This is a genomic window from Ruegeria sp. YTSC230, from assembly GCF_059609665.1.
This window is the reverse complement of the sequence record NZ_JBXWMC010000010.1, coordinates 1-15954: the sequence shown is the minus strand read 5'-3', so window position 1 is coordinate 15954 and position 15954 is coordinate 1. Positions and strand designations below refer to the sequence as shown.

The following is a 15954-nucleotide window of genomic DNA, read 5'->3' as shown; positions in this document are numbered from 1 at the left end:
CCGGACAGGATAACAGTGCGATGTCCGTGTCAACGGAAAGTCGATGCTTGGACCTGCTTGATTTGGCGTTTGCGCGTTGAATTCCGCAAATCCGCGCCCATGTGTAGGCTAGGCCCCGAGCGGGGTGGAGATCGTTTTCGACAGATGCTGTTGCGAACCTGCGGAAACCGCAATTTACCCCTTGGAAACCGGCCCCATCTGCCCTAAGTAGGGCTACGAAGTAAAGCGTGCGATTCGTCGTGCGCTTTATTTTGTTTCGTCCAAGACGGTGGGTGGTGCCATATGGCCCCTTAATTCCCTGCCTGAGACGGGTAAGACCAAAGAATTCTGGGGGGTCCAACCCTCGGGCGCATTTTGGCCAATCCCGTAACAACGGACCTGAACGCCGAAGCGAAAGCTGCGGCTAATATGAGCCGGGGTGAGATATCGCCCCAAACTTGGAGAGAACTGTGGATAGAGCCCAGAAAGAGAAAGTGGTCGAGGAACTCGGCCAAATCTTCGAAAGCTCTGGCGTCGTAGTGGTTTCGCACTACGCCGGTCTGACAGTTGCCGAGATGCAGGACCTTCGCGCACGTGCTCGTGACGCGGGTGGCTCCGTGCGTGTTGCCAAGAACAGGCTCGCCAAAATCGCCCTCGACGGAAAGCCATGTGAAAGCATTGCCGACCTGCTGACGGGTATGACCGTTCTGACCTATTCCGAGGACCCTGTGGCAGCAGCCAAAGTGGCCCAGGACTACGCCAAAGAGAACCAAAAGTTCGAAATTCTTGGCGGTGCAATGGGTGAGAACGCTCTGGATCGTGCCGGCGTCGAAGCCGTGTCGAAAATGCCTTCGCGCGAGGAGCTTATTGCTACTATCGCGGGCATGCTTGGCGCACCTGCTTCGAACATCGCTGGCGCAATTGGCGCACCTGCAAGCAACATCGCAAGCATCCTTTCCACCATCGAAGAGAAGGCGGAAGCTGCGTAAGCGGTTGGCACTGAATGATCTGCGTAGGGTAACTACCCTGACGTTGGAACACACACTGTAAACGGAAAGAGCTGATAAAATGGCTGATCTGAAAGCACTCGCAGAAAGCATCGTGGGTCTGACCCTGCTGGAAGCACAAGAACTGAAAACCATCCTCAAAGACGAATATGGCATCGAGCCCGCAGCAGGCGGCGCAGTTGTCATGGCAGCCGGTGGCGACGCCGGTGGCGCAGCTGAGGAAGAAAAAACCGAATTCGACGTCGTTCTGAAAAACGCCGGCGCTTCGAAAATCAACGTGATCAAAGAAGTTCGCGGCATCACCGGTCTGGGCCTGAAAGAAGCCAAAGAACTGGTCGAAGCTGGCGGCAAGATCAAAGAAGGCGTGTCGAAAGACGAAGCCGAAGAAGTCAAAGGCAAGCTGGAAGCAGCTGGCGCCGAAGTCGAGCTGGCCTAAGCCATTCGACAGGTGCATCGCTGATGCACCGGAAAATTTGGCTGGATCCGGAAAATTCCGGGTCCAGCCGAACCTGTCTTAGAAAGGGCCTCTGATAAATGGGGCGTTTTCTAAGACGCGGTTCGCGGATCGGGAGGCTGCCATTCGGGACGGTGGCCACGAATTGATCCGGACGTGTCGTCTCTAATGTGCAAGGCACCGGGGCCCGACGGTGTCTTTGTCCGCTGAGAACATCGAAAGGTGACATCTGACATGGCTCAAACGTTCCTTGGCCAGAAACGTCTTCGTAAATATTACGGCAAAATCCGCGAAGTGCTGGAGATGCCGAACCTCATTGAGGTCCAGAAATCCTCTTATGATCTATTCCTGCGCTCCGGCGATGCAGATGTGCCCACAGACGGCGAAGGCATCAAAGGCGTGTTCCAATCGGTCTTCCCGATCAAGGATTTCAACGAAACCTCCGTTCTGGAGTTCGTGAAATACGATCTGGAAAAACCTAAATATGACGTCGAAGAGTGCATGCAGCGCGACATGACCTACAGCGCGCCGCTGAAGGTCACTCTGCGTCTGATCGTGTTCGATGTCGATGAGGACACCGGCGCCAAATCCGTCAAAGACATTAAAGAACAGGACGTATTCATGGGCGACATGCCCCTGATGACGCCCAATGGTACGTTCATCGTGAACGGCACCGAGCGTGTGATCGTGTCCCAGATGCACCGTTCGCCCGGCGTGTTCTTTGACCACGACAAGGGCAAGACCCACTCTTCGGGTAAACTGCTCTTTGCTTGCCGCATCATCCCGTATCGCGGCAGCTGGCTGGACTTTGAGTTCGACGCCAAGGACATCGTGTTCGCCCGTATCGACCGTCGCCGCAAACTGCCTGTGACGACCCTGCTTTATGCGCTGGGTCTGGATCAGGAAGCGATCATGGACGCGTACTACAACACCGTGTCCTACAAGCTGGACAAGAAGAAGGGTTGGATCGCTCCGTTCTTCCCGGAACGTGTGCGCGGTACCCGTCCGACTTATGATCTGATTGATGCGAAATCGGGTGAAGTGATTGCTGAAGCAGGCAAAAAGGTCACACCGCGCGCTGTCAAGAAACTGATCGACGAAGGCACTGTCACCAACCTGCTTGTTCCATTCGATCATATCGTTGGCAAATTCGTCGCCAAAGACGTCATCAATGAAGAAACCGGTGCGATCTACGTCGAAGCCGGTGATGAGCTGACGCTTGAATATGACAAGGACGGCGATCTGATCGGCGGCACTGTCAAAGAGCTGATCGATGCCGGCGTCACCGAGATTCCGGTTCTGGACATCGACAACATCAACGTCGGTCCGTACATGCGCAACACCATGGCAGCAGATAAAAACATGGGCCGGGACACCGCGCTGATGGATATCTACCGTGTTATGCGTCCAGGTGAACCGCCCACCGTCGAAGCGGCCTCGGCACTGTTCGACACGCTGTTCTTCGACAGCGAACGTTATGACCTGTCCGCCGTTGGCCGCGTGAAGATGAACATGCGTCTGGCTCTGGATGCGCCGGATACACTGCGCACCCTGCGCCGCGAAGACATCGTGGCCTGCATCAAGGCGTTGGTGGAGCTGCGCGACGGCAAAGGTGACATCGACGATATCGACCACCTTGGTAACCGTCGTGTCCGTTCGGTCGGCGAACTGATGGAAAACCAGTACCGCGTTGGCCTGCTGCGCATGGAGCGCGCGATCAAAGAGCGTATGTCGTCGGTCGAGATCGACACCGTCATGCCGCAGGACCTGATCAATGCGAAACCGGCAGCTGCTGCTGTTCGTGAATTCTTCGGCTCGTCGCAGCTGTCGCAGTTCATGGACCAGACCAACCCGCTGTCGGAAGTCACTCACAAACGCCGTCTCTCGGCGCTTGGCCCCGGTGGTCTGACACGTGAGCGTGCGGGCTTTGAGGTGCGCGACGTTCACCCGACCCACTATGGCCGGATGTGCCCGATTGAGACGCCGGAAGGTCCGAACATCGGTCTGATCAACTCGCTGGCCACCTTCGCCCGCGTGAACAAGTATGGCTTCATCGAAACACCGTACCGCGTCGTCAAAGACGCCGAGGTGACCGATGAGGTTCACTACATGTCCGCGACTGAGGAAATGCGTCACACAGTGGCGCAGGCGAACGCGACGCTGGATGCGGATGGCAAGTTCATCAACGATCTGGTGTCGACCCGTCAGTCGGGCGACTACACTCTGGCCCCGCGCGAGAATGTGGACCTGATCGACGTCAGCCCGAAACAGTTGGTATCGGTCGCCGCGTCGCTGATTCCATTCCTTGAAAATGACGACGCCAACCGGGCCTTGATGGGTTCGAACATGCAACGTCAGGCGGTTCCGCTGCTGCGGGCCGAGGCGCCGCTGGTCGGCACCGGTATCGAGGAAAAGGTTGCGATCGACTCGGGTGCTGCGATTCAGGCGAAACGTGCCGGTATCATCGACCAGGTCGATGCCCAGCGTATCGTTATTCGTGCTACCGAAGATCTGGAACTGGGCGACGCGGGTGTGGACATCTACCGTCTGCGCAAATTCCAACGTTCGAACCAGAACACCTGCATCAACCAGCGTCCGCTGGTGAAAGTGGGTGACACTGTCACGAAAGGCGAGGTTGTCGCTGATGGTCCGTCCACCGATATCGGTGAACTGGCACTGGGTAAGAACGTGGTCGTCGCGTTCATGCCTTGGAATGGCTACAACTACGAAGACTCGATCCTGATCAGCGAACGTATCGCGCGTGATGACGTCTTTACCTCGGTCCATATCGAGGAATTCGAAGTCGCCGCCCGTGACACGAAGCTGGGTCCGGAAGAGATCACCCGCGACATCCCGAACGTCGGTGAAGAAGCGCTGCGCAACCTCGACGAGGCTGGCATCGTTTACATCGGCGCGGATGTTGAGCCGGGCGATATTCTGGTCGGCAAGATCACTCCGAAGGGCGAAAGCCCGATGACCCCGGAAGAAAAGCTGCTGCGCGCCATCTTTGGTGAAAAAGCATCTGACGTGCGCGATACCTCGTTGCGCGTGAAGCCGGGTGATTACGGTACGGTCGTGGAAGTCCGCGTCTTCAACCGTCACGGTGTGGAAAAAGACGAGCGTGCGCTGCAGATCGAGCGTGAGGAAGTCGAACGTCTGGCCCGTGACCGGGACGACGAGTTGGCGATCCTTGACCGCAACATTTATGCGCGTCTGCAAGGTCTGATCCTGGGTAAGACCGCTGTCAAAGGCCCGAAAGGTGTCAAGGCAGGATCGGTGATCACCGAGGAACTGCTGGACATGTTGACCCGTGGTCAGTGGTGGCAGCTGGCGTTGGAAGACGAGAAGGACGCCCAGATCGTAGAGGCTCTGAACGAGCAATACGAAGTGCTCAAGCGCGCTCTGGATGCCCGTTTCGAAGACAAGGTCGAGAAAGTCCGTCGTGGTGACGACCTGCCGCCGGGTGTGATGAAGATGGTTAAAGTCTTCATCGCCGTGAAGCGTAAGCTGCAGCCGGGCGACAAGATGGCCGGTCGTCACGGAAACAAAGGTGTGATCTCCAAGGTTGTTCCGATGGAAGACATGCCGTTCCTGGCTGATGGTACTCCGGTTGACTTCTGTCTGAACCCACTGGGCGTGCCTTCGCGTATGAACGTTGGACAGATCCTTGAAACCCACATGGGTTGGGCCGCACGCGGTCTGGGTCTGAACATCGACGAAGCACTGGGTGAATACCGCCGTTCTGGCGACCTGACCCCGGTTCGCGAAGCGATGAAGCTGGCCTATGGCGAGAATGTCTATGAAGAAGGCATTGCCGGCATGGACGAAGGTCATCTGATCGAGGCGGCGGGCAACGTGACCCGCGGTGTTCCGATCGCGACCCCCGTCTTTGACGGAGCCAAAGAGGCTGACGTCAACGACGCGCTGGTGCGTGCGGGCTTCTCGGAAAGCGGTCAGTCGGTTCTGTTCGACGGTCGTACGGGTGAGCAATTTGCGCGTCCTGTGACCGTTGGCATCAAGTACCTGCTGAAACTGCACCACCTTGTGGATGACAAAATCCACGCGCGTTCAACCGGGCCGTACAGCCTGGTTACCCAGCAGCCGCTGGGTGGTAAGGCGCAGTTTGGTGGTCAGCGCTTTGGTGAGATGGAAGTCTGGGCTCTGGAAGCTTACGGCGCCGCCTACACCCTGCAGGAGATGCTCACCGTGAAATCGGATGACGTCGCCGGCCGGACCAAGGTCTATGAGTCGATCGTCAAGGGCGAGGATAACTTTGAAGCGGGCGTGCCGGAATCGTTCAACGTTCTGGTTAAAGAAGTCCGTGGCCTCGGCCTGAATATGGAACTCCTGGATGCGGAGGAAGAGTAGGGGCGGCAACGCCCCAAACTCATCCCATCCCAATTTGTAAGGACGCAAAATGAACCAGGAAATCACCAATAACCCGTTCAACCCGCTGACGCCGCCGAAAGTCTTTGACGAGATCAAAGTCTCCCTGGCGTCGCCCGAGCGGATTCTGTCTTGGTCCTATGGCGAGATCAAGAAACCCGAAACCATCAACTACCGGACGTTCAAGCCCGAGCGTGACGGTCTGTTCTGCGCACGTATCTTTGGCCCGATCAAAGATTACGAATGTCTTTGCGGCAAATACAAGCGGATGAAGTATCGCGGCGTTGTCTGCGAGAAATGCGGTGTGGAAGTCACCCTGCAGAAAGTCCGCCGCGAGCGTATGGGCCACATCGAACTGGCAGCACCCGTTGCGCATATCTGGTTCCTGAAATCGCTGCCGTCCCGCATCGGTCTGATGCTGGACATGACGCTGCGCGATCTGGAACGTGTTCTGTACTTTGAAAACTATGTCGTTATCGAGCCCGGTCTGACCGACCTGTCTTATGGCCAGATGCTGACCGAAGAAGAGTACATGGACGCGCAGGATGCCTATGGCATGGACGCGTTCACCGCGAACATCGGTGCCGAAGCTATCCGTGAGATGTTGGCCCAGATCGATCTGGAAGCCGAAGCCGAGCAGCTGCGCGCTGATCTGGCCGAAGCAACCGGTGAACTGAAGCCCAAGAAGATCATCAAACGCCTGAAGGTTGTTGAATCCTTCCTCGAGTCGGGCAACCGGCCTGAGTGGATGGTGATGACCGTGATCCCGGTCATTCCGCCGGAACTGCGTCCGCTGGTTCCGCTGGATGGTGGCCGTTTCGCGACTTCGGATCTGAACGATCTGTATCGCCGCGTCATCAACCGGAACAACCGTCTGAAGCGTCTGATCGAACTGCGCGCACCTGACATCATCGTCCGCAACGAAAAGCGGATGTTGCAGGAATCCGTGGACGCTCTGTTCGACAACGGCCGTCGTGGCCGCGTGATCACCGGCGCCAACAAGCGTCCGCTGAAATCGCTGTCGGACATGCTGAAGGGTAAGCAGGGTCGCTTCCGTCAGAACCTTCTGGGTAAGCGCGTCGACTTTTCGGGCCGTTCGGTCATCGTGACCGGTCCGGAACTCAAGCTGCACCAGTGTGGTCTGCCTAAGAAGATGGCGCTGGAGCTGTTCAAGCCGTTCATCTACTCGCGCCTTGAAGCCAAGGGTCTGTCTTCGACCGTGAAGCAGGCGAAGAAACTGGTCGAGAAAGAGCGTCCCGAAGTGTGGGATATCCTCGACGAGGTGATCCGCGAACACCCTGTCATGCTGAACCGTGCGCCGACACTGCACCGTTTGGGCATTCAGGCGTTTGAGCCGGTTCTGATCGAAGGTAAGGCGATTCAGCTGCACCCGCTGGTCTGCTCGGCCTTCAACGCTGACTTCGACGGTGACCAGATGGCGGTTCACGTGCCCCTCAGCCTTGAGGCGCAACTGGAAGCCCGTGTTCTGATGATGTCGACGAACAACGTTCTGTCGCCTGCAAACGGCGCGCCGATCATCGTTCCGTCGCAGGATATGATCCTGGGTCTGTACTATGTGACGCTGGAACGCGAAGGCATGCCGGGCGAAGGCAAGGTCTTTGGTTCGATCGACGAAGTTCAGCACGCACTGGATTCCGGCGAAGTGCACCTGCACACCAAGATCACCGCGCGGATCACGCAGATCGACGACGAAGGCAACGAAGTTCAGAAGCGTTTCGAGACAACTCCGGGCCGTCTGCGCCTGGGTGCCTTGCTGCCGATGAACAACAAGGCCCCGTTCGAGCTGGTTAACCGTCTGCTGCGGAAGAAAGAAGTGCAGCAGGTGATCGACACCGTCTACCGCTACTGCGGTCAGAAAGAGTCAGTCATTTTCTGTGACCAGATCATGTCGATGGGCTTCAAAGAAGCGTTTAAGGCGGGCATCTCGTTCGGTAAGGACGACATGGTCATCCCTGATGACAAGTGGGGCATCGTTGATGAGACCCGCAGTCAGGTAAAAGACTTTGAACAGCAGTACATGGACGGTCTGATCACACAGGGCGAAAAGTACAACAAAGTTGTCGATGCCTGGTCGAAGTGTAACGACCGCGTCACCGATGCTATGATGGGCACGATCTCGTCTTCGGATCGGGCAGAGGATGGTTCCGAACAAGAACCAAACTCGGTCTACATGATGGCCCACTCGGGTGCGCGTGGCTCGGTTACTCAGATGAAACAGCTGGGCGGTATGCGTGGTCTGATGGCCAAGCCGAACGGTGACATCATCGAGACGCCGATCATCTCGAACTTTAAAGAAGGTCTGACCGTTCTCGAGTACTTCAACTCGACCCACGGTGCCCGTAAGGGTCTGTCGGATACCGCTCTGAAGACGGCGAACTCGGGTTACCTGACCCGTCGTCTGGTGGACGTGGCGCAGGACTGCATCGTTCGTGAGATCGACTGTGGTACTGAACGTGCGATCACCGCCGAAGCTGCGGTCAACGATGGTGAGGTTGTTGCATCGCTGGCCGAACGTGTGCTGGGTCGTGTTTCTGCCGATGACGTTCTGCGTCCGGGTACGGAAGAGGTTCTGGTCGCTGCGGGTCAGCTGATCGATGAACGCATGGCCGACACCATTGACGAGGCCGGTGTTGCTTCGATGCGCATCCGCTCGCCTCTGACTTGTGAGTCCGAGGAAGGTGTATGTGCCACCTGCTATGGTCGTGACCTTGCACGTGGTACGCGGGTCAACACGGGTGAGGCTGTCGGCATCATCGCCGCCCAGTCCATCGGTGAACCTGGTACACAGCTGACGATGCGGACCTTCCACATCGGCGGTGTTGCCCAAGGTGGTCAGCAGTCATTCCAAGAAGCCAGCCAAGACGGTGTGGTTTCGTTCGAGAACCCGCAGGTTCTGGCCAATTCCGCAGGCGAAATCCTGGTCATGGGCCGGAACATGAAGCTGGTGATCAAGGACGAACACGGTGAAGAACGTGCCAGCCACAAGCTGGGCTATGGCTCTAAGCTGTTCGTCAAGGATGGCGCCAAGGTGGCTCGTGGCGACAAGCTGTACGAGTGGGATCCCTACACCCTGCCGATCATCGCCGAGAAAGCCGGTACCGCGAAGTATGTCGACCTTGTTTCGGGCATTGCTGTCCGCGATGAGACCGACGATGCAACCGGCATGACCCAGAAGATCGTGATCGACTGGCGCGCCGCCCCCAAAGGTAGCGACCTGAAGCCCGAGATCATTCTGGTTGGTGACGATGGCGAGCCGGTCCGCAATGATGCGGGCAACCCGGTTCACTATCCGATGTCGGTGGATGCGATCCTGTCGATCGAAGACGGTGAAAAAATCGAGGCTGGTGAAGTCGTTGCGCGTATCCCGCGTGAAGGCGCTAAGACCAAGGACATCACCGGTGGTCTGCCACGTGTGGCCGAACTGTTCGAAGCCCGTCGTCCGAAAGATCACGCGATCATCGCAGAAGCCGATGGTTACGTGCGCTTTGGCCGCGACTACAAGAACAAGCGCCGCATCAGCATCGAGCCGGCTGACGAGTCCATGGAGACCATCGAGTACATGGTACCCAAGGGCAAGCACATCCCGGTCGCCGAAGGGGACTTCATCCAGAAGGGTGAATACCTGATGGACGGTAACCCTGCTCCGCATGACATCCTGTCCATCATGGGTGTCGAAGCGCTGGCGGATTACATGATCGACGAGGTGCAGGATGTTTATCGTCTGCAAGGCGTGAAAATCAACGACAAGCACATCGAAGTCATCGTGCGTCAGATGCTGCAGAAGTGGGAGATCCTGGACTCAGGCGACACCACCCTGCTGAAAGGCGAACATGTCGACAAGCAGGAGTTTGACGCAGCCAATGAGAAGACGTTGGCCCGCGGCGGACGTCCGGCTCAGGGCGAACCGATCCTTCTGGGGATCACCAAAGCCTCGTTGCAGACACGTTCGTTCATCTCGGCGGCGTCGTTCCAGGAAACCACCCGCGTGCTGACCGAAGCTTCGGTTCAGGGCAAGAAGGACAAACTGGTTGGCCTGAAAGAGAACGTCATCGTTGGTCGCCTGATCCCAGCCGGTACCGGTGGGGCCACTCAGGCCGTGCGCCAGGTTGCGCAAGGCCGCGACAACGTCGTGATCGAAGCTCGCCGGGAAGAGGCCGAAGCGGCCGCTGCCTTGGCTGCGCCGGTCATGGATGACGACATGGTCGGTGACGAGCTGGACGTTCTGGTGGAAACACCGGAAAGCCGCGAGTAACTTTCTCATCATAGAAATACGGAAAGGCCCTGCGATTTCGCGGGGCCTTTTCTTTTGCCCTTGGTGTGCTTTTGCCCAATCGTGATACAACTGAATAGTCTCGAAGACAGCGACCCACTGACCAAGGGATGCGTGATGCCTACAATCAAGGGTGATTTGATACAGCTTGCACTGAATGGTGAGTTTGATGTCATCATTCACGGTTGCAATTGCTTCCATGCGATGGGGGCCGGGATAGCACGGGCGATTGCGGCGGAATTCCCTGATGCGCTTGAGGCCGACAAGCAGACGGAACTTGGGTCCCGTTCAAAACTCGGAACGATTTCTTCGGTTCAGATCACGCGGGGCACGACCGAATTTGTAGTGGTTAATGCCTATACCCAGTTTCACTGGGAGGGGCCGGTGCCGCTTGTGGAATATGACGCGATCTCGGGTTGTTTTTCGAAGATTGCACGCGCGTTTCCCGCATCGCGGATCGGCTATCCGATGATTGGTGCAGGTTTGGCTGGGGGCGATTGGGTTGAGATTGCGCAGCGCATAGACGCGGCCCTTGCCGGAATAGACCACACTCTGGTGATCTTGCCCGACTGACCGACGGGTCCGTGGTTGCATATTGACATCTCACAAGGACTTACGGCCAATGATCCGTGTTTCTTTTGAGTATTGGATTCTGCGACTATGACCCCGAATGTGAAGGGCGCTATGCTGATGATGGGCAGCATGGCCGCCTTTACCGTGAATGACGCATTGATCAAAGTTGCGGGGGCAGACTTGCCGCTGTTTCAGATGGTTGCGATGCGTGGATTCTTGGCGACGTTATTGGTGTTTCTGATGGCGCGTCATCTTGGGGCACTGCACCTGAACTTTCCGCGCCACGACAAGTGGCTTGTCGCTGCACGCTGCCTGGCCGAGTTGTCGGCCACATTCTTCTTTCTGACAGCGCTTTTGCATATGCCGCTTGCAAATGTAACGGCCGTTCTTCAGGCGTTGCCACTTACGGTGACATTGGGGGCTGTTTTGTTCTTTGGTGAACATATCGGCTGGCGCCGCATTCTAGCGATCGGGATGGGATTTGCTGGAATGTTGCTGATCGTACGGCCGGGGCCTGATGGGTTCAGTATTTACGCGATCTACGCTCTGATTGCCGTGGCATCCGTCACCGCGCGCGACCTGATTACAAGGCGTATGTCCACCCATGTTCCGTCCTTGACGGTTACATTGGCGACGTCGGTTTCCATTACAGTGGCCGCAGGGGTCGCAACTGCAGTCACAGGGTGGGAGCCGGTAGCGCCGGGCGCAGGCATAATGGTGGCGTCAGCTGCGGTCTTTGTTCTAACCGGATATCTTTGCAGCGTCATGGTCATGCGCGAAGGCGACGTCGGTTTTATCGCGCCGTTCCGGTATTCCAGCCTGATCTGGGCTTTGGGGCTGGGTTGGGTAATTTTTGGCGATTGGCCCGATACGATCACGATGTTGGGCGCTGTTCTGGTCGTGGGTGCGGGGCTTTTCACGCTGTTCCGGGAACGTCAGTCTCAACCTGCCGAGTGAGCCCGCCGCACCCTGTCCTGTTCAATGGCAAATCGCGCAATGAACTCGCCTTCTTGTTCCGGTGTCAGTGGGGACAGCTCGGTCTTGCTGGCGCGGGCATGGGGGGAGTCGTTGAAGGTGTTCAGCGTACGTACCCACATGGGCGCGTCGGGATAGCTGATCACGGGCATGAAACGACCGATCTTATGGTGCGTGAAACTCATGATCGTGTGTTTGCAGCCGCCGGCAATATACATCCCCAGCCCAACGCCCAAAAGGGATCGGAACACCGGGAGGGCTTGAGTGCCATCCGGTCCAAACCGCGCCAGAAACCCGCTGTTGAAATCCAGCCCGACCGTCCGGCTATTCCGGGTCAGTCCTTTGGCGTCAATCGCCGCAAGGCGCAGACGTTCGACAAAGTCTACCGAGACGGCATCATCGTCATCATGCCGGAACTGGAGACATGGCTGATCCGGGTCGGTGCGGGCGCTGTGCAGAACCTCTTTGACGACAGGGCGATGCCGGGCTGGTGTGCGCTTGACGATGCGGATCTGCCTGATGCCCGAGGTGAGATCATACAGCCGGTCCATGGACTTTTTGGGAAGGCATTCACCGATCAGCACCACCAGCTCAAAGTCCTCGTCTGTCTGTTCCCGAAAACCGGGTAGGGTGGTGGTTTCGAACAGTCGAAACCGTTCTTCCAGCCGCTCTGGGTCATACAGGTATTGACGACGCTCTTCGACAGTTTCGTGTTCCACCTGATAACCGCCGATCGCGGGGTAGGAAAAGCGGCACAGGCCAATGACTTGCATGTTTCGTCCATCGAAAAGTTTCGCGGCCACTATGCAGAAATCCGCAATTGCCGGCAACGGGCGAGTAGCACTGGAAGCTGCAGCTAAGTCTTGGTAAAACGCCGTCAATCGGCTTGTCGGGTATGTGCTGTTGACACTCGGGCCGACTCCCCATATACGCGCGTCATCTCGGTGCCGGGGGCCGCCCCACAACCGATTCCAGTAATGAACTGGTCAAGGCCCGGACACTTTTATCGTTCGCGCCCTCTGATAACAAACCGCGACGTTCACCTCGGAATGGGAACGCTCGCGGGTTTTGCGCTTGTGGACGCACGAACGCAGCAAGTTTAGCCGCACGCAATGCGCGTGCATGTCATGTGTGTTGCAAAACGGGGAAGAAACCGGAATGCCAACTATTCAACAGCTGATCCGCAAGCCGCGTCAGCCCAAAGTAAAACGCTCGAAGTCCATGCACCTGGAGCAGTGCCCGCAGAAACGCGGCGTCTGTACTCGTGTGTATACGACCACACCGAAAAAGCCGAACTCGGCTATGCGTAAGGTTGCCAAAGTGCGCCTGACCAACGGGTTCGAGGTCATCTCGTACATCCCCGGTGAAAGCCACAACCTGCAGGAACACTCGGTTGTTCTGATCCGTGGCGGCCGTGTAAAAGACCTTCCCGGTGTCCGTTACCACATCCTGCGTGGTGTTCTGGATACCCAGGGCGTCAAAGACCGTAAGCAACGTCGTTCGAAATACGGCGCGAAGCGTCCCAAGTAAGAAGGAGAGGCTGATATGTCACGTCGTCACGCCGCCGAAAAACGCGAAGTCCTGCCTGACGCCAAATTTGGCGACAAGGTACTGACCAAATTCATGAACAACCTGATGATCGACGGCAAAAAGTCGGTCGCAGAGCGCATCGTTTACAACGCTTTTGACCGCGTTGAAGGCAAGATCAAGCGCGCTCCTGTCGAAGTGTTCCACGAAGCGCTCGACAATATCAAACCGTCGGTCGAGGTTCGCTCGCGCCGGGTTGGTGGTGCAACCTATCAGGTTCCGGTCGAAGTGCGCCCTGAGCGCCGCGAAGCACTGGCCATCCGCTGGCTGATCACTGCTGCGCGTGGCCGTAACGAAAACACCATGGAAGAGCGCCTTGCGGGCGAACTGCTGGACGCCGTACAGTCCCGCGGTACTGCCGTGAAAAAGCGCGAAGACACCCACAAGATGGCCGAGGCGAACAAAGCCTTCAGCCACTACCGTTGGTAATTCCAGAGGCTTATCAAAATGGCACGCGAATATACACTCAACCATTACCGTAACTTCGGTATTATGGCGCATATCGATGCAGGTAAAACGACCTGTTCGGAACGCATCCTGTATTACACCGGCAAATCCCACAACATCGGTGAGGTGCACGATGGTGCAGCCACCATGGACTGGATGGAGCAGGAGCAGGAGCGCGGTATTACCATTACTTCGGCTGCGACCACCACGTTTTGGGAACGCACCGAAGACGGTGAAACTGCTGACTCGCCCAAGCACCGCCTGAACATCATCGACACCCCCGGCCACGTTGACTTCACCATTGAAGTTGAGCGTTCGCTGGCGGTTCTCGACGGTGCCGTTTGCGTTCTGGACGCAAACGCCGGTGTTGAGCCCCAGACCGAAACCGTGTGGCGTCAGGCTGACCGCTACAAGGTTCCGCGTATGGTGTTCGTCAACAAGATGGATAAGATCGGCGCGGACTTCTTCAACTGCGTTGCAATGATCGAAGACCGTACCGGCGCACGTGCTGTTCCGGTTGGTATTCCGATCGGCGCAGAAACCGAGCTGGAAGGCCTGATCGACCTGGTCACCATGGAAGAATGGCTGTGGCAGGGCGAAGACCTGGGCGCAAGCTGGGTCAAAGCACCGATCCGTGACAGCCTGAAAGACATGGCTGACGAATGGCGCGGTAAAATGGTCGAAGCGGCCGTCGAAATGGACGACGACGCGATGATGGAATACCTGGAAGGCAATGAGCCCGACGTTCCGACCCTGCGCGCCCTGCTGCGCAAAGGTACCCTGGAAATCGCGTTTGTTCCGGTTCTGGGTGGTTCGGCGTTCAAGAACAAAGGCGTTCAGCCGCTGTTGAATGCTGTGATCGACTATCTGCCCAGCCCGCTGGACGTTGTCGATTACATGGGCTTCAAACCCGGTGACGAAGAAGAAACCCGTAACATTGCCCGCCGTGCGGATGATGACATGGCGTTCTCAGGCCTGGCGTTCAAAATCATGAACGACCCCTTTGTTGGCTCGCTGACCTTTACCCGCATCTACTCGGGTACTCTGGCCAAAGGCGACACGCTTCTGAACTCGACCAAGGGTAAGAAAGAGCGCATCGGCCGGATGATGATGATGCACTCGAATGATCGTGAGGAAATCACGGAAGCATTCGCAGGTGACATTATCGCACTGGCAGGTCTGAAAGACACCACCACGGGCGACACTCTGTGTGCGACCGGTGATCCGGTGGTTCTGGAAACCATGACCTTTCCCGATCCGGTGATCGAGATCGCGGTTGAGCCGAAAACCAAGGCTGACCAGGAAAAAATGAGCCAGGGTCTGGGCCGTTTGGCCGCAGAAGACCCGTCCTTCCGTGTGGAAACTGACCTGGAATCTGGTCAGACCATCATGAAGGGCATGGGCGAACTTCACCTGGACATCCTGATTGACCGTCTCAAGCGTGAATTCAAGGTTGAAGCGAACATTGGTGCGCCGCAGGTGGCCTATCGCGAAACCATCGGTCACGAAGCCGAGATCGTTTACACCCACAAGAAACAGTCGGGTGGTTCGGGTCAGTTCGCTGAGGTGAAGATGATCATCTCGCCGACAGAGCCGGGCGAAGGCTATTCGTTCGAATCCCGCGTTGTTGGTGGTTCGGTACCCAAGGAATATATCCCGGGTGTCGAAAAAGGCATCAGATCCGTCATGGATAGCGGCCCGCTGGCTGGCTTCCCCGTGATCGACTTCAAAGTTGCCCTGATCGAAGGTAAATACCACGACGTGGACTCCTCGGTTCTGGCGTTTGAAATCGCGGCTCGTATGGGTATGCGTGAAGGCATGCGCAAAGCCGGTGCGAAACTGCTTGAGCCGATCATGAAGGTCGAAGTGATCACCCCGGAAGAATACACCGGCGGCATCATCGGCGACCTGACATCACGTCGGGGTCAGGTTTCCGGTCAGGAAAACCGTGGCAACGCCATCGCGATCGACGCGTTCGTTCCGCTGGCCAACATGTTCGGTTACATCAACACTCTGCGTTCGATGTCGTCGGGCCGTGCCCAGTTCACCATGCAGTTCGATCACTACGATCCGGTTCCGCAGAACATCTCGGACGAGATCCAGGCGAAATACGCATAAGCGAAGATTTGAGGGAGCTCTGTTCAGGGGCTCCCTTCATTACCGAAAAAGGAGGCCATCATGGCAAAGGAAAAGTTTGAGCGTAATAAGCCGCACGTCAACATCGGCACGATTGGCCACGTTGACCACGGCAAGAC

10 protein-coding genes are annotated in these 15954 nt (G+C 57.1%); 9 read left to right on the top strand and 1 reads right to left on the bottom strand.

The window, feature by feature from the left end:
• The first annotated feature begins 449 nt into the window (after positions 1 to 449).
• The 6 genes from rplJ (at position 450) to AC2FD9_RS18325 (ending at position 11647) form a co-directional block, all read left to right on the top strand.
• The gene (rplJ, locus tag AC2FD9_RS18350) at positions 450 to 968 is read left to right on the top strand and encodes a 50S ribosomal protein L10 (RefSeq protein ID WP_058272482.1); all 519 of its coding nucleotides are present in this window, start codon (positions 450 to 452) and stop codon (positions 966 to 968) included.
• Between the two features lie 79 nt (positions 969 to 1047).
• Positions 1048 to 1422, top strand: coding sequence for a 50S ribosomal protein L7/L12 (gene rplL / locus AC2FD9_RS18345; protein ID WP_037314964.1), 375 nt, complete (start codon positions 1048 to 1050; stop codon positions 1420 to 1422).
• A gap of 252 nt (positions 1423 to 1674) precedes the next feature.
• Positions 1675 to 5808: a DNA-directed RNA polymerase subunit beta gene (gene rpoB / locus AC2FD9_RS18340; protein WP_496735725.1), complete on the top strand. Its 4134-nt coding sequence runs from the start codon at positions 1675 to 1677 to the stop codon at positions 5806 to 5808.
• A 49-nt stretch (positions 5809 to 5857) separates the two neighbouring features.
• The gene (gene rpoC, locus AC2FD9_RS18335; protein ID WP_282170437.1) at positions 5858 to 10099 is read left to right on the top strand and encodes a DNA-directed RNA polymerase subunit beta'; all 4242 of its coding nucleotides are present in this window, start codon (positions 5858 to 5860) and stop codon (positions 10097 to 10099) included.
• Between the two features lie 81 nt (positions 10100 to 10180).
• Positions 10181 to 10690, top strand: coding sequence for a macro domain-containing protein (locus tag AC2FD9_RS18330; protein ID WP_496838261.1), 510 nt, complete (start codon positions 10181 to 10183; stop codon positions 10688 to 10690).
• Positions 10691 to 10777: 87 nt separating this feature from the next.
• The gene (locus AC2FD9_RS18325) at positions 10778 to 11647 is read left to right on the top strand and encodes a DMT family transporter (RefSeq protein WP_496735731.1); all 870 of its coding nucleotides are present in this window, start codon (positions 10778 to 10780) and stop codon (positions 11645 to 11647) included.
• Here the strand turns inward: AC2FD9_RS18325 and AC2FD9_RS18320 are convergent.
• Positions 11632 to 12438 carry a putative rhamnosyl transferase gene (locus AC2FD9_RS18320; protein ID WP_496838434.1) on the bottom strand — a complete coding sequence of 269 codons (807 nt, stop codon included), beginning with the start codon at positions 12436 to 12438 and terminating at the stop codon, positions 11632 to 11634. The genes AC2FD9_RS18325 and AC2FD9_RS18320 overlap by 16 nt on opposite strands.
• Positions 12439 to 12823: 385 nt before the next feature.
• Here AC2FD9_RS18320 and rpsL point away from each other — a divergent pair, with 385 nt between their 5' ends.
• From rpsL to fusA, 3 genes are read left to right on the top strand one after another with little or no spacing between them, the layout of a single operon-like run.
• Entirely contained in the window at positions 12824 to 13195 is a 372-nt protein-coding gene (rpsL, locus tag AC2FD9_RS18315) for a 30S ribosomal protein S12 (RefSeq protein ID WP_005621086.1), read from the top strand.
• Between the two features lie 15 nt (positions 13196 to 13210).
• Positions 13211 to 13681 carry a 30S ribosomal protein S7 gene (gene rpsG, locus AC2FD9_RS18310; RefSeq protein ID WP_008756926.1) on the top strand — a complete coding sequence of 157 codons (471 nt, stop codon included), beginning with the start codon at positions 13211 to 13213 and terminating at the stop codon, positions 13679 to 13681.
• Between the two features lie 18 nt (positions 13682 to 13699).
• Positions 13700 to 15817: an elongation factor G gene (gene fusA / locus AC2FD9_RS18305; RefSeq protein WP_058272477.1), complete on the top strand. Its 2118-nt coding sequence runs from the start codon at positions 13700 to 13702 to the stop codon at positions 15815 to 15817.
• Positions 15818 to 15954 lie beyond the last annotated feature (137 nt).